The following is a 17856-nucleotide window of genomic DNA, read 5'->3' on the forward strand; positions in this document are numbered from 1 at the left end:
CATGCCTTCCCCCTGTGCGTTCCCTGGCTTGCGCGTTACCGATCCAACAGCATCGCCTCGACGTCGAGATAGCAGGGCGGTTCGCCGTCCGCCGCGCCGTCGGGCCGCACCGCCTCGGCGACGACTCCGCCGGCGTCGACCAGCCGCATCGTCCGGTAGCGGCCCTGCTCGAAGATCAGCCGCACCGCCTGGAAGCCGAACACCAGCGGCACTGCGCCCTCGAAACTCACTGTGGAACCGCTCGCCGCCGCGGCCGCGATCTTGACGTTCGCGCCGATCGCGTCCTGGATCACCGGCAGGTTCAAGCCCAGCGACTGCTTGTTCGAATCCTTGGCGGCGACATTGATCCGCTGCGCCTTGAGCGTGCTGGTGACGACGTAGACCTGGTCCTGTTCGAGCATCTCCGCGACCGCGCGGGCATGCGGGTTGACCCGCGAGGCGGCGAGGAACCGATCGATCAGCGCCAGTTCGCTGTTGTTTTCCAGGGTCGAGGAGAATTCGAACTGGACCGTCGCGGCGCGGGCGAAGGCCGCGTCCACCCCCAAGGTGGAGCCGCCGAGCGCGGAAATGATTCCGCGCAATACGCTCAGGCCGAGGTCGACGTCGAGATCGGCCGACTGGGTGCCGGCGATGTTGGGGCCGGGGCGGTCGGCGCTGACCGGCGGCGCCGGCGGGCCGTCCGCGGCGGCGTCGAAGACCGACAGCAGTTCGCCCAACCGCTGCAGGCGCTTGCTCTTCTCGACCAGCAACTGGGTGGGCCGCAGATCCGCGCGCGGCAACTGGACCACGTTGTAGCCCTTGGACTTGAGCGCGCTCAGGGAGGGGTCTTTACAACCGGGAAGTATGCTCATGCCCTGGCTCCCAATCCGTTGGATGCGGCCGCGGATTCCTGTGGCGCGGTACGCGCGACAGGGGCCGGCTCTCGTCCATTCGTAACGCAAAAAACCGCGGCCACGGGCCACGCGCGGCCGCGCGAGCGATTGCAGTCGCCGCGATCAACATCGCCGCCCGGTGCGGGCAAGCGAGGTTGGACGGTAGACCTGTCCAGCGAGCGTGTGGATACTGCGGCCGCGAACTCGACGCACGGCCGCCGCGCCCACGAACGGAGGTCGTGGGGCGGCCGGCCGCGTCGCGTCGCGCGCTTACGGCGTCTGCACCAGACGCAGGCTGCGCAGCAGTTCTTCCAGGCGTTCCTGGCCGCCGACGTCGGCCCACACGTTGTACAGGCAGCGCTGCCCCGCGACTTCGACATAGGCGATGTAGCCCGGGCCGGTGCCGCCGCTGAGGCCGTAATGGGCGCTGCTGCCGTCGGCGAAGGTCAGCGAGTTGGGGAAGGTGTAGCCCTTGCCGTCGAGGTCCAGGCCGGTGCCGGCGACGCCGTAGGCGCTGCGCTGGCCGGGCAGGTCGTAGGCGACCGCCCAGCCGTCGGAGAAGTTGGCGCGGCGCACGGTCACGCCGGGCGTCTTCTCGCCGCCGACCAGCGCCAGCGGCGCGCAGCGGGCGCGGTTCTTGGCCTTCTTCCACTCGGCGAGATAGACCGCCGGCACCGCGCTGGCCGCGACCCGCGCGGCGTCCCAGGGCGCGCGCTGCGCGCCGGCCGGCTTGCCGGAGGACGAGAGCGTCGCGGCCGCCGGCACCGGCTTGCTTGCCGGAGCGGTCGAGCCGGTCGGGCCCGGCCGGGCCGCCGGCACTGCAGCGGCCGGAGCCGTCGGAGCGGCCGCGGCCGGCGCCTTCGCCGGCGCGCGCGCCGCCGGAGCGGGATCGGTGTTGTGGACGCGGAACCGCGGCTTGGTCTCCTCGGCCTGGACGCCGAGGGTGAGCAGGCCGATGGCCAGCGCGAGCAGGGACGGTGCGATCTTCATGGCGTTGCTGTCGTTCCTTGAAGCGGGGAGGTCGCGGCCATGGCGGCGGTGCGCCGACGGGCCGAGCGGGTCGATTCTAGCCGCTACGGCCAGCGCCGGCCGCCGGGCTTTTCCCGATCGGGCGGCAGCGGCCGCCTTCCGGCCCCCGGCGCGGGCGTACTAGACTGCGGTCCATGCGAAATCCATTACAAGAACAGCTGCTCAAGGCCGGCCTGGCGAAGAAGTCCCAGGCCACCCAGGCCGTGCGCGAGCAGAACAAGCAGCGCCAGGCCAAGAACCCGCAGGCGCCCAGCGCCGAACAGGCCGAGGCCGAACGCGCCCGCGCCGAGAAGGTCGAGCGCGACCGCGCGCTGGAGGCGCAGCGCAAGGCGCAGGCGCGCGCGCACGAGCTGCGCGCGCAGATCCAGCAGATCGTCGAGCAGGGCAAGGTCAAGCGCAAAGGCGAGATCGCCTATCGCTTCGACGACGGCGAGGCGATCAGGACCGTGTACGTCGATACGGCGCTGCGCGCCCAGCTGGCCAGCGGCGCGCTGGCGATCGTGCGCCATGGCGAGGACTACGAACTGGTCCCGCGCGCCGTCGCCGAGAAGGTGCGCGAGCGCGATGCGGCGATGGTGGTGCTCGATCATGGCGCGTCCAAGACCGCGCCGACCGAGCCGCTGAGCGAGGACGATGCGTATTACGCGCAGTTCCAGGTGCCGGACGATTTGGTCTGGTGAGATCGGGCGCGGCCTGTGGGGGCGGGGTGGGACGTGGCGATTTGAAACGCAAGCGTCGGGACTGAAGTCCCTCCCACGGTGCGCTGGATCGGGGGACGCGGCGAAAGCGTGGCGCCCTCAGGGAAACGGCGGATCGCACAGCTTGCAGTCGGCGCCGTAGCGTTCGTCCTGTTTGCGCGCGCGCGCCACGACCTGTCTGGCATGGGCCTGGCGCTTGAGCGACAGCGCGTCGCGCGGGGCGCCGTAGCGGAAGGCCAGTGTATAGAGCGCGTCGGCGTTCTCCATCGCGCCGCCGGACAGGTGCAGGATCGCCCAGTCGCGGAACAGGCTGGCGACCACCGGGTCCGGCGGTTTCACGAATTGCACGCGTTCGTGCAGTTGGTAGCTCAGGCCGCTGTCGAGGTCCGATCCGATCAGGGTGCTGCCGGCGTTGCCGGGCGGCATGCGGGTCGGGAAGGGCGGCACCAGCGCCGACGAGAATTCGAAGCCGAGGATGGAGTGGCGTTGCAGCCAGCCCGGGTCCTTGGCCGCGGCGATCTTGGCTTCGAGGATGCGCACGTGCAGCCATTCGCTGCGCCCGTGTTCGTTGGCGTCGCGCTCGATGCCGATACGGATCCAGCGCAGCGCGGTCGCGTCGCGGCCCATCAGTTCCAGCGCGGTGCCGAGGTTGGCAGCGGTTGCGGCGCGGCCGGGATAAAGCTTCTCGATGGCGACGAACAGCTCGGCCGCGGCGATGGGTTTGCCCTGGTGGATCAGCAGCACGCCCAGGTCGTTGAGATTGGCGAAATCGGGCCGGGCGCGCGCCGCGGCGATGCGCCGGCCGACCCGTTCCCGGTCGGGCGGTTCGGGCGTCATCGTCTGGATCAGGAAATCGCCGAGGACCCAGTCCGGCGAGAAGCTGCGCCCGCTGCGGTCGGTGCCGACTTCGTTGATGCAGGCCGACGCGGCCGGCGCCAGCGCGAGCAAAGCCAGTGCTACGAACGTGCGGAGCGCTTTCATCGCCGTTTTTCCCTGGCTCGTCCGTGAGTGTGCCGGGCCAGTGTGCCAAGCCGCGCGGCCAGCGTCATCCACCGTCCGGCGGCCGGCACGGGGCACGCTTGCGGCGGCGGCACCAGTGCGGTGAACTGAGCCGGGTTTCGTTGCAGGATCGCCGCATGGCCGTGTTCCGACTTCCGATCCGCCTGATCCGCGAGCGCTTCGGCGGCGACAATTTCGACGATGCCGGCGATTGGGTGGACGGCTGGTTGCGCGATCGAGGCGAACGTCGGTATCGCATCGAGTATTCGTTCGATGCCGAGCACGCCAATCCGTGGTTCCACGCGATGGTGATGCAGATCGACGGATTGTCCGATGCGGTGGGCGAAGCGCTGCGGCGGGGATTGGCCGAGGAAGGCTTGGGCGATTGAGCGGGGTAGGGCGGTTGCGGCGTGGATGCGGTGGCGCGGTCGCGGCTTGCGCCGCTCCTACAAGGGCTACGATGCGGGTTGGTTTGGGGCGGGAGAGGGCTTTGCATACTTATATCGCGCTGTTGCGCGCGGTGAACGTCGGCGGCACCGGCAAGTTGCCGATGGCCGAGTTGCGCGCGATGTGCGAGGCGCTCGGCTTCGGCGAGGTACGTACCTACATTGCCAGCGGCAACGTGGTGTTTCGTACCGGCTTGAGCGCGGCCAAGGCCAAGGCGGCGCTGGAAGCCGCGCTGCACGCGTACGCCGGCAAGCCGGTCGGAGCGATCGTGCGCAGCGCCGACGAGATGGCGCGCGCGCTGGCGGCCAACCCGTTCGCCCGCGCCGCGCCGAACCGCGCGGTGCTGATCTTCCTCGACCAGGCGCCGCCGGCCGATGCGCTGGCGACGGTGCGCCATCGCCAGGACGAGGAACTCGCGCTCGGCGAACGCGAGATCTACGTGCACTACGGCGAGGGCATGGCCGATTCGAAGCTGGCGATTCCCGCGGCCAAGGCCGGCACCGCGCGCAACCTCAACACCGTCGCCAAGCTGATCGCGATGGCGCGCGAAGCCTGAGCCGCGCGCGGCGACTCAGTAGCGGAACTCCTGAGTCACCCAGCGCAGGTCGACGCCGCCTTCGGCGAGTTCGGCCAGCACCTGTTCGGTGTAGCGCCGCGGCGGGCAGTAGTGGCTGCTGTGGTCGGTGATCGCGAGCAGGCGGCCTTCGCGCGCTTCCAGTTCGCCGGCGCCGGCCACCGGCTGGCCCTGGCCGAGGCTGGAATGGTGGAACTCGCCGACCCGGTGCTCGGGCGCGGAGTAGAGCGCGCCGTCGCCGTGCATGACGAAGATCGCGCGGCCGCGGCCGCTCCAGTGGGTGTAGGCGTCGCGGGTGTCGAACAGCGCGCCGTCGGCGCCGTACAGCAGGCCGTCGCGGATGCGCACGCGGTAGCCGGGCAGCTCCGCGTCGCTGAGGTAATGCACGTGGGTGCCGTGCCAGACCCGGTTGCCGGGCAGGTGCTCGCCTTCGAACTGGGGCCGGCGCGGGGTGGTGAGGTATTTGTCGCTCATGCGCGGATGCTGGCGCAGGCGCCGCATTCGTTCAAGGTCCGTGCGCCGCGAACCGGGCCTGGGCCTTGGCAAGCAAGGCGGCGTTGAGCCGCTCCAGCCGCTGCTGTTCCCGGTCGCCCGCCTGGATGCGCTCGATCAAGCGGTTGTAGGCGTCCAGGTCCTGCTGCCGGGTGAAGGCCAGCCCGCCGTCCTGCAACTGGATGCGGGCGCGCGCGCGTTCGACCAGGTCGACGATCTGCAGGCTCAGTTCGGCGGTTTCGCGCTGGTTGCGCACCATCTGCTTTTCCAGCGCGGCGCGCTCGCTGGCCGAGCTTTGCATCTGGCCGAGCAGGGTATCGCGTTGCGGCAGCTGGCTCACCAGGACCTGGGAGCGCTGGCGCAGCTCGCTGCGCGCCTGCTCGGCGATCGCGGCCGAACGGTCGATCAGTTGCATGTAACGCTGGGCCGCCTCGCGGCTGGCGCGGCGGCCGGCCGCGCTGGCCAGGCGTTCGGGCGCCAGCAGCTGGTCGAGCTGCAGCGCAGCGACCTCGGCCGCGACTTCTTGCTGGCGCTGCTGCGTGCGCGACGCGACATCGCGCAGCAGGGCGTTGAAGCCGCGCAGCAGTTCGGTGTTGTTGCGCGCCGGGACGGTGTTCGCGGCCTTGGACGCGCGGCCGGTGAGCGGGGCGGCGGTTTTGCCGTTGGCGAGGCGGCGTTGCTGTTCGATCAATTCGTTGCCGGTCGCGCGCAGGGCGGCGAGTTCGCGCTCGTTGTTCTGTTGGCGCTTGACGCCGACGTACACGCCGGCGCCGAACAATACGGCGAGCACCACTGCGGCGCCGATCAGACCCCAGACCAGCCAGATTTGGCCCTGGCCGCGCTGCGCGGCGATGCGGCGCGGCGCCGTCCGGCCGCCGGTTCGTACATTCGCGAACATCCGGTGTTTCCCCTGTACGGGCGGCGCAGCCCCCTGCGCGCCAATCCCGGCGCGAGTATCGGCGATGGCGCGCAGCGCGGCCAGCGTCGCATCGATCGGCTTGACCTCAAGCGCGGTCGAGGGACTACCTTGGCCGTACCCGATCACCGGACGCCCTGCGATGTCTCCACTATTGCACGACCTGCCGCGCTACCTGCAACGGCTGGGCTTCGACGCGCCGCCGCCGCCGACCCTGGCGACCCTGGCCGCGCTGCAGCAGCGCCACAGCGCGCAATTCGTGTTCGAAACCGTGGCCAACCTGACCCGCGCGCCGATCGCGCTGGACCTGGATTCGCTGCAGCGCAAGCTGCTGCACGACGGCCGCGGCGGCTATTGCTACGAACTCAACGGCCTGTTCCAGGCTTTGTTGCGCGAACTGGGCTTCGACCTGCGCGCGGTCGCCGGCCGGGTGGTGATGGGCGGGCCGGAGGACGCGCTGACCGCGCGCACCCACCTGGTCGCGCTGGTGCGGCTGGACGGCGCGGACTACCTGGCCGACGTCGGTTTCGGCGGCATGGTGCCGACCGCGCCGCTACGGCTGGATTCGCGCGAGCCGCAGGCCACGCCGCACGAACCGTACCGGCTGGACCTGCGCGACGACGGCTACCTGCTGCGCGCCGAGGTCGGCGGGCAATGGCGCGCGCTGTACGTCTTCGACCTGCAGCCGCTGGCGCCGATCGACCTGGAGGTCGGCAACTGGTACGTCAGCGCGCATCCGGCCTCGCCGTTCCGCGACCAGTTGCTGGTCGCGCGCACTGGGCCGGGTTGGCGCAAGACCTTGAACAACGCCAGCTTCGCCGTGCATCGCCTGGGCCAGGACAGCGTGCGCCGCGAGCTCGACGGCCCGCGCGCGGTGATGGAGGTGCTGGAGCGCGAGTTCGGCCTGCGCCTGCCGCCGGGGCCGGACGTGGAGCGGGCGCTGGCGCGCAAATTCGAGGCGGCGACACGGCCGTAGCTTCGCTGGCGCGGTTGGACTTGCCCGGCGGGCGCGCTCAGCGGCGCAGTCGGTCGATTTCCTGCAGCGCCGCCTGGGTGCGCGCGCGGCGCTGCACGTCGATGCTCTCGCTCTGCTGCAGGAACGCGCCGATCTCGGCGATGCTGCGGTTGTATTGCTCGGCGACCAGCGGATCGGCGAAGGCCAGGCTGCCGTCGTCGCGCACTTCGATACCGTCGCGGTGCGCGTCGGCGAGGTCGTAAATGCGCTCGATCCGCTCGATGATCGCGCGCCGGTTCTTCATCAGCGCGGCGTCCTCTTCGCTCTCGCGCGCGAGGTTGCGCTGGAACTCGGTCATGATCGCGCGGCCGTCGGGGCCTTCGCCGGTCAGCGCACGCAGGCGCAGGGCGAGTTCGCGCTGGCTGGCCTGCTTGACCGCCAACGTGTAGTTGAGCAGTTCGGCGTACTCGCGGTTGGTGCGGCGGGCGGCCTGGGTGGCCTTGGGGCCGAGCAGGGTTTCCGGCAGCAACTGCTGCTCCAGGTGCAGGCCTTCGATCCGCTGCTGGGCCTTGGCCTGGCGGTAGCGGCTCTTGTCGCCGACCTCGCGCAGGACGATGCGCATGCCCTGCATCAGCGACTTGGCGTCGCGCGCGGGCGCCAGCGCGGTGGCGGCCGAAGGTTCGGGCCGGTCGAGCCTCTCGCTGCCGTCGGGCTGGTTGAGGCGCTGCTGTTCGCGCAGCAGAAGTTCGCGGCTGTCGGCGGCGTCGTTGTGGGCCTTGCTGGTTTGGGCGATGAAGTCGCTGACATCGTCGCTGGCCATCGACAACACCAGCAGCGTGATCAGCATGCAGGCGCCGATGAAGAGGATGCGGGTGGCGGTGCCGTTGGCGCGCCACATCTGCCAGACCGACGGCACCCCGCCCAACGGCATCGGAATCCCGCACTGCGGGCAGCGCAGGGCGTTGGGCGCGATCGGCCGTTTGCATTTTCGGCACTGGGCGTACAACGGCCGGTCTCCGGAGGGGCGGCCGCGCGCAAGCGGCGCGGGCCGAGGGTGGGCGCGATTATCGGTCAGGCCCGGGGCGCGCAGCCAGCCCCGGGCGATGGCCGCGCAAACGCATGCGGCGGCGCAACGACGGACATCGGCGGCGTCGCGATGGCGCGAACATCGCGTTAGCGGCAGGTGAGGCCCGCGCCGGCGCGGCCGAAAACCGCGGCGGCGCCGCTTCAGTTTCCGCGATGCGCTGGCGCGAACGCCGCGGCGCGCGCACGCGCGCGGCGATGTTCATCCATGGTTCGCGCATCGCGCCGGGACCGCGAGGAAAATCGGAACTCCCCCATCGCAGGAGCCTGTCATGAGGAGCAAGCCGATCCCGCCTCGCCCCGTGCCGCCTCGCCTGGGCGGTCGTATCCTGCTGGCGCTCGCCCTGGCCGTCGCCGGCGCCGGCCTCTCCGCCGGCGCGCAAGTACGCGAGAACCAGACCGCGCTGACCGAGCACGACGTGCGCAACCGTCTGGCCGAGCGCGGATACACCCGCGTCAACGACCTGGACTTCAGCGGCGGCGTCTGGCGCGCGGACGCGCGCAGCGCCGACGGCAATCGCGTGCAGGTCGCGTTGGACCCGACCGACGGCCGGATCTACCCCGACGAACAGGTCGCGCAGCTGAGCCGGCGCGACATCCAGGCCTCGCTGTCCGCCGCCGGCTACACCGACATCCACGACCTCGACTACCGCGACGGCCTGTGGCTGGCCAAGGCCGAGGATCCGGGCGGCCGCGATGTCGAACTGCGGCTGGACCCGGACAACGGCCGCATCGTCGGGGTCGACAAGGATTGAGGCTTCGTGGCTGCGCCAGGCGGCCGCCTTGTTCGCAGGGCGGCCGCTGCGTTGTCCGGGATGTGCGGCGAAGCCGTTGACGCCGACGCCAGGGCGGCCGTTACAGTGAGACTCCTCGTCCCGCTCTCCGGTCGTCGCATGTTCCGCATCGCTTATCTGGAAGAGCGGCACAACGTGCTCGAACTGGAGGAACGCCTGGTCGCCGAGGCGTTGGCCCCGCGCGGCGTCGAAATCCGCCGCTACACCCGAAAACACATCGACCGGCGCAGCCTGCCGCTGGACGAAGACTGTTTCGTGATGGGCACGGCGCCCAGCGTACACGGTGCGATGAAACAGCTCGGCATTCCGGTGCCCGCGCCGCACGATTACCCGCAGGCGCTGCAGCCCTGGCTGCATCGCCGGGTCTGGCGGGAGACCTTGGGCGCGGTGGAGTCATGGGTGTCCGAAGGCGCTGCGGGCAGTCTGTTCGTCAAGCCGGCCGACCGCCTGAAGACTTTCACCGGGCGCGTGTTTTCGCATCCGGGCGACCTGTATTTCCTGGGCGGCGGGTCGCGCCGGCAATCGGTATGGTGTTCGACGCCGGTCGGATGGCGCTCGGAGTTCCGGGCCTATGTGATCGGCGCGGACGTCATCGCGCTGGATCACTATGCCGGCGACCCGGATGTGCGGCCGTGCGAGCGCGCCATCGCCGAGGCGGTGCGGGCCTACCACGACAGCGGCGAGGCGCCAGCCGGTTACGGCATCGATTTCGGCGTTCTGGACAACGGCAACACTGCGTTGGTGGAGGCCAACGACGGCTACGCGCTCGGCGCCTACGGCATCGCCGCCGATCGTTATGCCGAATTGCTGATGGCGCGCTGGGCGCAGCTGATGGCTACACGCCTGCCGGTCGGGAACTGACCGAACGTTCTTTCCGGCGCGGCAAGGGCGGCTCGACAGCAACGATTTTTTTTCGCCGCCCTTGTCGATTCCTGCGATCCTGGCTCGTCGCTGTCATGAGCAGGCGGGAACGGAACCCGTTCCGGCGCCCGCCGCCCCAACCTCGATCCCTTATCGGAGCTTCGCCATGACCACCCACGCGCAACTGTTCGTCAATCTGCCGGTGCAGGACCTCGACCGTTCGGTCGCCTTCTTCACCCAGCTCGGCTACAGCTTCAACCCGCAGTTCACCGACGAGAACGCGACCTGCATGCTGCTCGGCGAGAACCTGTTCGCGATGCTGCTGGTGCGGCCGTTCTTCCAGACCTTCACCCAGAAGGAGCTGATCGATCCGCAGCGCCAGGTGCAGACCCTGGTGGCGTTGCCGGTGCCCAGCCGCGAGGAGGTCGATGCGCTGGTGGACAAGGCGGTCGCGGCCGGGGCCAAGGCGCACGCGCCGAAGGACTATGGCTTCATGTACCAGCGCGCTTACGACGATCTGGACGGCAATACCTGGGAGATCTTCTACATGGACGCCAATGCGGAGCCGAGCGAGGCCTTGGGTTGAGAGAATCCGGCGATCTGAGCGGAAGGTGTCGGGACTGAAGTCCCTCCCACGGGAGCGGTCCCTTTCGCAGGAGCGTTGCCTTCCGTAGGAAAAGAAAAAGCCCCGCGATCGCGGGGCTTTTCGTGGCAGGGCCTTCAGGCCCGATGCCCTTGTTTCAGCGACCGGCGAGCATCACCGCGCCGCGCTGCGCGCGTCGGCCTTGAACTCGCGGTTCATCCAGTCGTCGATCAGCCGCTTCTCGTAGCGCAGCGGGTCGGACTCGGTGGCGCTGCGCGGGCCCATCAGGAAGCTGAGGTCGCGCAGGGTGCGTTCGCCCTGTTCGATCACCTGGCCGTTGGCGTCGGTGAGGGTGAAGCTGAGGGCGATGCGCGGCGGGTAGATGTCGCGGACGAAGCGGGTGTCGTCGAACTGCGGACCGTGCCAAGGCTCGTAGTCGCCAGCGCGCTTGATGTCGGTGATGTCGACCGCCAGGCGCTGGCCGGGCGCCAGTTCGCGTTCGCCGCGCTTGCGCACGTGCTGGGCGATCTGCTCGACCCAGTTGCCGCGGCGCGCGTCGAAGCGGTTGCGGCTCTGGCGGATTTCGGCGAACTGCTCGGGGTTCTCCCAGCGCACGCTGACCGGGCCTTGTTCGGGCAGGGCGCGCGGGGCGTCGGGATCGGTGACGGTACGGGACTTGGCGCCGGCGGCGCCGCTCGCCAGGACGGCGGCGGCGGCCAGGGCCAGCCAGGCGGTTCGGAGTGTCATGACGCTCTCCGTGAGTGGATTCGCCCCCGATTCTCCGCCTGCCGCGCGTCGCAGGCCAGTGCGGACCGGGCGGTGTTGGCGGCAGTTCACGATGCCGGCCGCGGCCGGCCCAGGCGCCGTTCGCGGGCGGCGGCGGTGGCGCTATTCGCAGGCGCGGCCGTCGCCGTCGCGGTCCAGGCGGCGCGAATAGCCCGGATCGCCGCGCAGCAGCGGCGCCGCGCCGGCGGCGCGGGCCGCGGCGCAGTTGGGGTAGGCGGTCGCGCCATGCGTGTTGCCGCCGCCGGCGGCATCGACCGGCAGCGGACGCAGGGCGCGCCGTCCCGGCGGCTGCAGGGCGGACCCGCCCCGGTCCAGCGCCGCCGTGGCCGGCGCGCTGCCGCGATGGCAGTGATAGCCGCCGTTCCTGCGGTCGTGGTGGCAGCCGTGTTTGTCCAGCCCGCCGCCATGCGCGGGCGCGGCCGGCGGCGCGGCAGCGAGCACTGCGAGCAGGGCGGCCAGCGCGGTGCGCCGGCGCCGTTCGTGGATCGGTTTCATCGTGTCCCCCGTCTGCGCGTCAACGCGGCGGGGGACGCGAAGCGGTCATGCCGCCCGGCTCAGCGCGAAACCTTGGCGCGCGGCGTGAAGTCCAGCCGCCGCCGTTCGACGATGCGGCCGCCGTCGCGCCGGCCCTCGACCAACTCGTAGCCGAGCAGGGCGTAGACGCGCTGGCCGGCGAAGATCGGGCGGGCGTCGCCGTACCAGTCCACGCAGCTGACCACGCAACCGTCGTCGCGGCGCTGGCCGGCGTCGGCGCTGGAGGCCAGCGCGCCGGCCGCGCTCAGGTCCAGGCGGCGATTGCGCAGGAACAGCACGCGGGCGCCGCCGTCGCCGTCGTCGGCGATCACCGGCAGTCCGAGCAGGCCGTTGTCCGCGTCTTCGGGGCGGTAGAAGAAGCCATGGGTGCGGTCCTCGCTCTGGGTGGCGCCGGTTTGCAGGTGGTGGCCGGCGACGCGCGCCGCCGCGCCCAGGCGCAGGCTGGTGAAATGCAACGCGCGCGTGCTGACCTGTTCTTCGTCGTCGCGGTCGGTGCCGATCAGGATCGCGTCCGGGCCGAGCGCGTCGACGCGTTCGACCGCGTGGGCCAGCCGCAATGTCGACACCGGCTCGCGCCGGGCATAGCGCAGGGCAAAGGCCCGCTTCACGTCGACACCGTCCTTATCGCCCCAGTCGCCGCCGAAGCCGAACACCAGCCAGTCGCCGATGAAGCGCGCGTGCAGGTCGTAGTCGTAGATGTTGGCCTGCGGCAGCGGGCGGTAAGCGGCGCGGTGGGCGATGCCGCGGCCGTCGCCGAACTCGCTCAGGCGCACGCGCAACAGGGCGAGATCGCCGGTGCGCGTGCGCGAGGCCCACATTGCTTCGCCCTCGGCGTCGTTGCCGACCAGCACGTTGAGCCAGCCGTCGCGCTGCAGGAACGACATCTGGTCGACCGGCGAGCCGCTGGCGCGCAGCGCGCTGGGCGGGCGGCCGTCGAGCGGCATGCGGAACACGGCGGCGTTGGGCCGGCCGGGGTGGTCGGGATCGGGGTCGCGCGAGGTCCAGACGTAGACCGCGTCCTCGGACACGTAGAAGGTGCGGCTGTCCGCGCCGAGCACCGCGCTGGAGCGGCAGCGCATGCGCGGGCCGCCGAGTTCGCACTGGGTCACGGCGTGCAGGGCGACGTCGTGCGGGTCGAGCAGGCCGGGCGCGGTGTAGATCGCGGTGGCCGGCAGGATGCGGCGGAAGTCGGCCGGGGTCGCGCCGCTGCGCCAATGGCGCAGCGCGGGCAGGCGCGCGTCGGGGCGGTCGGTTTCGTAGTCTTCCAGCGACATCGGCGCGTAGAAGATCAGGGTCTTGCCGATCAGGCGGCTGGCGTAGTTGCGCGCCGAGTAATAGTCGCTGCTGCGCAACTGGTAGGTGGCGCGATAGCGCAGGCCGCCGTCGGCTTGCAGGTCGAACAGCCCGATCTCGGTGCCGCCGCGGTCGTAGCTGTAGCCGATCACCACCACGGTGCCGTCGGCGACGAGCATTTCGTCGTACCAGGTGTCGCTGGGATCGGAGCCGGGGGCGAAGGCGTCGATCGACGACACCGCGCGCAGGCGGTCGCCGCCGGTGTCCACGGAGAACAGGCGGCCGCGGCGCAGGACGATCAGGTAGTCGCCTTGTTTCTTGACGATGTCGCCTTCGTCCACGCCCTGGGTCTGGACGTTGGTGATGGTGTCGGCGGACGGCGACTCGGCGGACGGCGACTGGATGCGCGAGCCGGTGACCTGGATGCGGTCGAGGGTGGTGCCTTTGTTCGCCGCCGCCGCCAGCGGGGCTGGGACCGATGGCGCGGGCGCGGCAGGCGCCGCCGGCGCGTCCGCTGCGACTGGAACGGGCGGCGCGTAGTGCCGGCGCGAAGCGTTGGAGCCGAGCAGGCGCGCCATCGCGCGGCGGAATTCGCGCTCGCTGGCGAACGGCTTGAGGGTCTTGCCGGCGGCCGCCGCGGCGGGAGGGCGGGCCGCCGCGGCCGGCGTGGCGGCCCGGCCGACGGTCGGGGCCGCCAGGGCGAGCAGGGCGGCGGCGGACAGCGCCGCGGCGAACAGCGATTTCATGGAGTCGTCCTTGTGGTCCGGGCGAGGACGCCGCGGCCGGCGGCCGCGGCGGATATCGCCATCAACGTCCGTGTCGGCGCCGTGGGGTCGGCGGCGGCGCGCCGCCGGCCGGCTCAGGCGTCGAAGTGCTTGCGCACCGCTTCGAAGTCGGCGACCGGGCGCACCTCGATGCGGCCGGTGCGGCTCCACGGGAACGCCTGGGCGATGCGCACGGCCTCGTCCATGTCCGCCGCCTCGATCAGGTTGAAGCCGCCCAGGTATTCCTTGGCCTCGGCGAAGGGGCCGTCCATGAAGGTGGTGCGGCCACCGCGGGTGCGCAGCGACACCGCCTGCGCCGGCGGCGCCAGCATCTGCGAGTCGACCAGCTGGCCGCTCTCGCGCATCTCGTCGGCATGGCGGATGCAGCCGCGCATCATGGTCGCGTACTCGCCGTCGGGCAGGGCTTCGATCAGCGCATCGTCGTTGTAGATCATCACCAGGAACTTCATCGGGACCTCGGCAGCGGGGGCGGGCGTTCGGCCGGCAGGATAACGCCAGGAGCGCAGGGCGATGCAGTGACAAAACGCATGCGGGTTCAGTTGCCGCGGGCGAGTGCCGGGGGCGGGCTGTTGTGGGAGGGGCTTTAGCCCCGACGCTTTTGTTTCCGCGGGCGAGCGGCTCCATGGGACTATGTTCAGGGCTGAGCGGAAAGCGTCGGGACTGAAGTCCCTCCCACAAAAGCTGTCCCTCCCACAAAGCTGTCCCTCCCACAAAGCTGTCCCTCCCACAAAGCTGTCCCTCCCACAGAACCACAGGAACAGCCCCCTCCGCGAAATCGTCCCTCCCACAGCCGCCGTCCCGTCCATGTCTACCGAGTTCGTCTGCCGCCCCATCGCCTACCTGCGCTCGCCCTACGCCCAGCGCATCGACGCGCCGCACCAGTCCACGGTGGTGGCCGGCACCGAAAGCGGCGCGGCGGTGCAGGCGCGGCTGGAGTTCGTCGCCGATCTGCCGCCGGCGGCCTACGCCGACCTGGCCGGGTTCGAGCGGATCTGGCTGATCTTCGCGTTCCACCGCAGCCAGGGTTGGAACGCGCAGGTCAAGCCGCCGCGCGGCGGGCCCAAGCGCGGGGTGCTGGCGACGCGCTCGCCGCACCGGCCCAATCCGCTGGGGTTGTCGGCGGTGGAGTTGGTGGCGGTCGAGGACGGCGCACTGGTGCTGCGCGGGGTCGATCTGCTCGACGGCACGCCGGTGCTCGACATCAAGCCGTACGTGCCCTACGCCGACGCGTTCGCCGGCGCGCGCGCGGGTTGGATCGACGACATCGACGCCGACCAAGGCCGCCATTCCGCGCCCGGCCCCAAGCGCCCGCGAAGGCCCGCGCCGGGCGCCTGAGGCCTTGCAACGTCGATGCGCCGGCGTGCGTCTCAAGCCTTGGGACGCGGCTGTGCATGCTGTGGCCCGCTGCCTTGACGGAGCGTGGTCCCGGCGCTAGTTTCCCAACCGGTTAACTACCACAGCTCCACATAAGATCGATCCAAACCATTTGCGGTCCGTGCCGTCCGGCTTCGGTTCGCCCCGGCTTCGCAGCGCCGGGGGCCGCGGCGCGGCGTTTCCTCGCTCAGGAGTTCCGACATGACGTCCGACGGTTCCAGCACGCTCGCGGTGGCGCCCGCGCGCACGACCCACCGTATCGAAGAGCGCAGCATCACCCTGCAACGCATCATCCACGCCCCTCGCGAGCTGGCGTTCCTGGCCTGGACCGACCCGGTCCACGTCGCCCGCTGGTGGGGCCCGCACGGCTTTCGCAGCGTGGTGCGCGAGATGGACGTGCGCGTGGGCGGGCAGTTCCGCATCTGCATGGTCGGGCCGGACGGCGCCGAGTATCCGATCAAGGGCGTGTACCGGCAGATCCTCGAACCCGACCGGCTGGTCTACACCGACGACTGGGACGACGAGCGCCCGCCGCAGCCCTCGGAGGTGACCGTCGATTTCGCCGAACAAGGCCCCGAGGAAACCCTGTTGACCGTGGCCATCGTGTTCCCCGACCGCGAGGAACGCGAACTGGCGCAGGAGATGGGCACGGTGCCGGGCTGGAGCGATTCGTTCGAACGCCTGGACGCCTACCTCGCCGAGCGCTAAGCCGGCGCGGCGTCGCGGCACTCCGCCGCGGCCCCGCCATCGCCCGCAAGCGCCTGACAAATCACCCTGGCGGCCGCCGCCGCGCGCCCGCACTGTTCCATCCGTGCGCTCGTACCCACACGCGCCGCGCGCGCCGGCGCCGTTACCATCGCAGCGCCCGGTCTTGCCCCGTTGCCGACCGTCCTTCGCCGCCGCGCCGTCCCCGGCGCCGCGCCACCTCCACAGCCGCGCCGCGCGCGGCGACCGCGGAGCCGCCATGCCGCCACAGACCCCCGCTTCCCCCATGCCCGCCGCCGACGCCATCGTGTCGATCCAGGGCCTGACCAAGACCTACGCCGGCGGTTTCCAGGCGCTCAAGCGCATCGACCTGGACATCCGCCGCGGCGAGATCTTCGCCCTGCTCGGCCCCAACGGCGCCGGCAAGACCACCCTGATCAGCATCGTCTGCGGCATCGTCAATCCCGGCGAGGGCCGGGTGCTGGCCGACGGCCACGACATCGTGCGCGACTATCGCGCCGCGCGCGCGGCGATCGGGCTGGTGCCGCAGGAGTTGCACACCGACGCGTTCGAAACCGTGTGGGACACGGTCCGCTTCAGTCGCGGCCTGTTCGGCAAGGCGCCCGATCCGGCCTATCTGGAAAAACTGCTGCGCGAGCTGGCGCTGTGGGACAAGCGCGGCGAGAAGATCATGGCCCTGTCCGGCGGCATGAAGCGGCGCGTGCTGATCGCCAAGGCGCTGTCGCACGAGCCGCGCATCCTGTTCCTCGACGAACCCACCGCCGGCGTCGACGTGGAACTGCGCCGCGAAATGTGGGCGATGGTGTCGCGCCTGCGCGAGAACGGCACGACCATCATTCTAACCACCCACTACATCGAGGAGGCCGAGGAAATGGCCGACCGGGTCGGGGTCATCAACAAAGGCGAGATCGTGCTGGTCGAGGACACCCGCGCGCTGATGCGCAAGCTCGGCAAGAAGCAGCTGACCCTGCAACTGCAGGCGCCGCTGGCCGCGCTGCCGGCCGGACTGGCCAACGACGCGCTGGCGCTGTCGGCCGACGGCAACGAGCTGGTCTACACCTTCGACGCCCAGGCCGAGGACACCGGCATCGCCGCGCTGCTCAAGCGGTTGGCCGAGCACGGCATCGAGTTCAAGGACCTGCGCACCGCGCAGAGTTCGCTGGAGGAGATCTTCGTCGAACTGGTCAAACGACCGCGCACGGCGGCGCAGGAGGCGCGGGCATGAACCTGCATGCGATCAAGGCGATCTATTTCTTCGAGATGCACCGCACCTTCCGCACCCTGATGCAGTCCATCGCCACGCCGGTGCTGTCGACGTCGCTGTACTTCATCGTGTTCGGTTCGGCGATCGGCTCGCGCATGGTCGAGATCGGCGGGGTCAGCTACGCGGCCTTCATAGTGCCGGGCCTGATCATGATGTCGCTGCTGACCGAGAGCATCTCCAACGCCTCCTTCGGCATCTACCTGCCCAAGTGGTCGGGTACGATCTACGAACTGCTGTCGGCGCCGGTGTCGTTCATCGAGGCGATCTGCGGCTACGTCGGCGCGGCCGCGACCAAGTCGGTGATCCTGGGCACGCTGATGCTGATCACGGCGCGGTTCTTCGTCGACTTCGAGATCGTCCATCCGCTGTGGATGATCGCCTTCCTGGTGCTGACCGCGGTCACCTTCAGCCTGTTCGGCTTCATCATCGGGGTGTGGGCGGACGGCTTCGAAAAGCTGCAGATGATCCCGATGATGATCGTGATGCCGCTGACCTTCCTCGGCGGCAGCTTCTATTCCATCGACATGCTGCCGCCGTTCTGGCGCTCGGTGTCGCTGTTCAATCCGGTGGTGTACCTGGTCAACGGGTTCCGTTGGAGCTTCTACGGCAAGTCGGACGTGGACATCGGGCTGAGCGTGGGGATGACCGCGGGGTTCATGGTCTTGTGCCTGGTGGTGGTGTGGTGGATCTTCCGGACCGGCTACAAGCTCAAGAGTTGAACGCGGCGGTCTAGTCGGTCGGAGCGCGTCCCTCATCCCACCCCCTCTCCCGCAAGCGGGAGAGGGGCTTTG

General features: G+C 70.5%; 21 protein-coding genes. 11 read left to right on the plus strand and 10 right to left on the minus strand.

The annotated features are described in order from the left end of the window. Positions 1-35 precede the first annotated feature (35 nt). Entirely contained in the window at positions 36-851 is an 816-nt protein-coding gene (locus RDV84_RS09570; RefSeq protein ID WP_057949280.1) for a gasdermin, read from the minus strand. Positions 852-1142: 291 nt separating this feature from the next. Continuing rightward, a complete protein-coding gene (locus tag RDV84_RS09575; protein WP_309153229.1) occupies positions 1143-1862 on the minus strand; it encodes a hypothetical protein in 720 nt (239 codons plus the stop codon). 173 nt (positions 1863-2035) lie between these two features. On the opposite strand from RDV84_RS09575, the gene RDV84_RS09580 reads away from it, so the two are divergent. Beyond that, on the plus strand, positions 2036-2581 hold the full coding sequence (locus RDV84_RS09580) for a DUF2058 domain-containing protein (protein WP_309153230.1): 546 nt from the start codon (positions 2036-2038) through the stop codon (positions 2579-2581). Positions 2582-2698: 117 nt separating this feature from the next. Here the strand turns inward: RDV84_RS09580 and RDV84_RS09585 are convergent, their stop codons facing one another. Further along, positions 2699-3580, minus strand: a complete 882-nt coding sequence (locus RDV84_RS09585) for a tetratricopeptide repeat protein (RefSeq protein WP_309153231.1) — start codon at positions 3578-3580, stop codon at positions 2699-2701. A 155-nt stretch (positions 3581-3735) separates the two neighbouring features. Between RDV84_RS09585 and RDV84_RS09590 the strand changes: the two genes are divergently transcribed. Next, on the plus strand, positions 3736-3987 hold the full coding sequence (locus RDV84_RS09590; RefSeq protein WP_309153232.1) for a hypothetical protein: 252 nt from the start codon (positions 3736-3738) through the stop codon (positions 3985-3987). A gap of 101 nt (positions 3988-4088) precedes the next feature. Continuing rightward, complete coding sequence (locus tag RDV84_RS09595) at positions 4089-4601, plus strand: DUF1697 domain-containing protein (protein ID WP_309153233.1); 513 nt, start codon at positions 4089-4091, stop codon at positions 4599-4601. 15 nt (positions 4602-4616) lie between these two features. Here the strand turns inward: RDV84_RS09595 and RDV84_RS09600 are convergent, their stop codons facing one another. Further along, on the minus strand, positions 4617-5093 hold the full coding sequence (locus tag RDV84_RS09600; protein ID WP_309153234.1) for a hypothetical protein: 477 nt from the start codon (positions 5091-5093) through the stop codon (positions 4617-4619). Positions 5094-5124: 31 nt separating this feature from the next. Continuing rightward, entirely contained in the window at positions 5125-6009 is an 885-nt protein-coding gene (locus RDV84_RS09605) for a hypothetical protein (protein WP_309153235.1), read from the minus strand. Positions 6010-6169: 160 nt separating this feature from the next. Between RDV84_RS09605 and RDV84_RS09610 the strand changes: the two genes are divergently transcribed. Continuing rightward, the gene (locus tag RDV84_RS09610; protein ID WP_309153237.1) at positions 6170-7003 is read left to right on the plus strand and encodes an arylamine N-acetyltransferase family protein; all 834 of its coding nucleotides are present in this window, start codon (positions 6170-6172) and stop codon (positions 7001-7003) included. Between the two features lie 37 nt (positions 7004-7040). Here RDV84_RS09610 and RDV84_RS09615 read toward each other — a convergent pair whose 3' ends face one another. Next, on the minus strand, positions 7041-7913 hold the full coding sequence (locus RDV84_RS09615) for a hypothetical protein (protein WP_057949271.1): 873 nt from the start codon (positions 7911-7913) through the stop codon (positions 7041-7043). Between the two features lie 424 nt (positions 7914-8337). On the opposite strand from RDV84_RS09615, the gene RDV84_RS09620 reads away from it, so the two are divergent. The 3 genes from RDV84_RS09620 to RDV84_RS09630 all read left to right on the plus strand — a co-directional run bounded on the left by RDV84_RS09620 (position 8338) and on the right by RDV84_RS09630 (position 10306). Next, positions 8338-8820: a PepSY domain-containing protein gene (locus tag RDV84_RS09620; RefSeq protein ID WP_082644697.1), complete on the plus strand. Its 483-nt coding sequence runs from the start codon at positions 8338-8340 to the stop codon at positions 8818-8820. Between the two features lie 138 nt (positions 8821-8958). Further along, on the plus strand, positions 8959-9720 hold the full coding sequence (locus tag RDV84_RS09625; RefSeq protein ID WP_057949269.1) for an ATP-grasp domain-containing protein: 762 nt from the start codon (positions 8959-8961) through the stop codon (positions 9718-9720). A 166-nt stretch (positions 9721-9886) separates the two neighbouring features. Then, positions 9887-10306 (plus strand): VOC family protein, encoded by a 420-nt coding sequence (locus tag RDV84_RS09630; protein WP_309153238.1) that lies wholly within the window; start codon positions 9887-9889, stop codon positions 10304-10306. Positions 10307-10477: 171 nt separating this feature from the next. On the opposite strand, the gene RDV84_RS09635 is transcribed toward RDV84_RS09630, so the two are convergent. The 4 genes from RDV84_RS09635 to RDV84_RS09650 all read right to left on the minus strand — a co-directional run bounded on the left by RDV84_RS09635 (position 10478) and on the right by RDV84_RS09650 (position 14150). Further along, the gene (locus RDV84_RS09635; protein ID WP_057949267.1) at positions 10478-11050 is read right to left on the minus strand and encodes a DUF3016 domain-containing protein; all 573 of its coding nucleotides are present in this window, start codon (positions 11048-11050) and stop codon (positions 10478-10480) included. 141 nt (positions 11051-11191) lie between these two features. Continuing rightward, positions 11192-11584, minus strand: a complete 393-nt coding sequence (locus tag RDV84_RS09640) for an excalibur calcium-binding domain-containing protein (RefSeq protein ID WP_309153239.1) — start codon at positions 11582-11584, stop codon at positions 11192-11194. Positions 11585-11643: 59 nt separating this feature from the next. Continuing rightward, positions 11644-13662 carry a beta-propeller domain-containing protein gene (locus tag RDV84_RS09645; protein ID WP_309153240.1) on the minus strand — a complete coding sequence of 673 codons (2019 nt, stop codon included), beginning with the start codon at positions 13660-13662 and terminating at the stop codon, positions 11644-11646. 113 nt (positions 13663-13775) lie between these two features. Continuing rightward, the gene (locus RDV84_RS09650) at positions 13776-14150 is read right to left on the minus strand and encodes a YciI family protein (protein WP_057949264.1); all 375 of its coding nucleotides are present in this window, start codon (positions 14148-14150) and stop codon (positions 13776-13778) included. Positions 14151-14505: 355 nt separating this feature from the next. Here RDV84_RS09650 and tsaA point away from each other — a divergent pair, with 355 nt between their 5' ends. From tsaA to RDV84_RS09670, 4 genes are all read left to right on the plus strand, one after another. Next, positions 14506-15036 carry a tRNA (N6-threonylcarbamoyladenosine(37)-N6)-methyltransferase TrmO gene (gene tsaA, locus RDV84_RS09655; RefSeq protein WP_309153242.1) on the plus strand — a complete coding sequence of 177 codons (531 nt, stop codon included), beginning with the start codon at positions 14506-14508 and terminating at the stop codon, positions 15034-15036. Between the two features lie 240 nt (positions 15037-15276). Next, on the plus strand, positions 15277-15783 hold the full coding sequence (locus RDV84_RS09660) for an SRPBCC domain-containing protein (protein WP_078997400.1): 507 nt from the start codon (positions 15277-15279) through the stop codon (positions 15781-15783). Positions 15784-16066: 283 nt separating this feature from the next. Then, positions 16067-17026, plus strand: coding sequence for an ABC transporter ATP-binding protein (locus RDV84_RS09665; RefSeq protein ID WP_309153243.1), 960 nt, complete (start codon positions 16067-16069; stop codon positions 17024-17026). Continuing rightward, the gene (locus tag RDV84_RS09670; protein ID WP_057949260.1) at positions 17023-17784 is read left to right on the plus strand and encodes an ABC transporter permease; all 762 of its coding nucleotides are present in this window, start codon (positions 17023-17025) and stop codon (positions 17782-17784) included. Before RDV84_RS09665 ends, RDV84_RS09670 begins: the two co-directional genes overlap by 4 nt. The last annotated feature ends 72 nt before the right edge of the window (positions 17785-17856 follow it).

This window comes from Lysobacter yananisis, from assembly GCF_031199375.1.
Taxonomy (GTDB): Bacteria; Pseudomonadota; Gammaproteobacteria; order Xanthomonadales; family Xanthomonadaceae; genus Lysobacter; species Lysobacter yananisis.

Bases quoted from the DNA above. Each gene is read 5' to 3' on its own strand.
- RDV84_RS09640 (WP_309153239.1), bottom strand. From the start codon at position 11,584: ATGAAACCGATCCACGAACGGCGCCGGCGCACCGCGCTGGCCGCCCTG.
- RDV84_RS09575 (WP_309153229.1), bottom strand. From the start codon at position 1,862: ATGAAGATCGCACCGTCCCTGCTCGCGCTGGCCATCGGCCTGCTCACC.
- RDV84_RS09650 (WP_057949264.1), bottom strand. From the start codon at position 14,150: ATGAAGTTCCTGGTGATGATCTACAACGACGATGCGCTGATCGAAGCC.
- RDV84_RS09605 (WP_309153235.1), bottom strand. From the start codon at position 6,009: ATGTTCGCGAATGTACGAACCGGCGGCCGGACGGCGCCGCGCCGCATC.
- RDV84_RS09570 (WP_057949280.1), bottom strand. From the start codon at position 851: ATGAGCATACTTCCCGGTTGTAAAGACCCCTCCCTGAGCGCGCTCAAG.
- RDV84_RS09585 (WP_309153231.1), bottom strand. From the start codon at position 3,580: ATGAAAGCGCTCCGCACGTTCGTAGCACTGGCTTTGCTCGCGCTGGCG.
- RDV84_RS09630 (WP_309153238.1), top strand. From the start codon at position 9,887: ATGACCACCCACGCGCAACTGTTCGTCAATCTGCCGGTGCAGGACCTC.
- RDV84_RS09670 (WP_057949260.1), top strand. From the start codon at position 17,023: ATGAACCTGCATGCGATCAAGGCGATCTATTTCTTCGAGATGCACCGC.
- RDV84_RS09660 (WP_078997400.1), top strand. From the start codon at position 15,277: ATGACGTCCGACGGTTCCAGCACGCTCGCGGTGGCGCCCGCGCGCACG.
- RDV84_RS09580 (WP_309153230.1), top strand. From the start codon at position 2,036: ATGCGAAATCCATTACAAGAACAGCTGCTCAAGGCCGGCCTGGCGAAG.
- RDV84_RS09625 (WP_057949269.1), top strand. From the start codon at position 8,959: ATGTTCCGCATCGCTTATCTGGAAGAGCGGCACAACGTGCTCGAACTG.
- tsaA (WP_309153242.1), top strand. From the start codon at position 14,506: ATGTCTACCGAGTTCGTCTGCCGCCCCATCGCCTACCTGCGCTCGCCC.
- RDV84_RS09600 (WP_309153234.1), bottom strand. From the start codon at position 5,093: ATGAGCGACAAATACCTCACCACCCCGCGCCGGCCCCAGTTCGAAGGC.
- RDV84_RS09645 (WP_309153240.1), bottom strand. From the start codon at position 13,662: ATGAAATCGCTGTTCGCCGCGGCGCTGTCCGCCGCCGCCCTGCTCGCC.
- RDV84_RS09635 (WP_057949267.1), bottom strand. From the start codon at position 11,050: ATGACACTCCGAACCGCCTGGCTGGCCCTGGCCGCCGCCGCCGTCCTG.
- RDV84_RS09610 (WP_309153237.1), top strand. From the start codon at position 6,170: ATGTCTCCACTATTGCACGACCTGCCGCGCTACCTGCAACGGCTGGGC.
- RDV84_RS09620 (WP_082644697.1), top strand. From the start codon at position 8,338: ATGAGGAGCAAGCCGATCCCGCCTCGCCCCGTGCCGCCTCGCCTGGGC.
- RDV84_RS09590 (WP_309153232.1), top strand. From the start codon at position 3,736: ATGGCCGTGTTCCGACTTCCGATCCGCCTGATCCGCGAGCGCTTCGGC.
- RDV84_RS09665 (WP_309153243.1), top strand. From the start codon at position 16,067: ATGCCCGCCGCCGACGCCATCGTGTCGATCCAGGGCCTGACCAAGACC.
- RDV84_RS09615 (WP_057949271.1), bottom strand. From the start codon at position 7,913: ATGCCGTTGGGCGGGGTGCCGTCGGTCTGGCAGATGTGGCGCGCCAAC.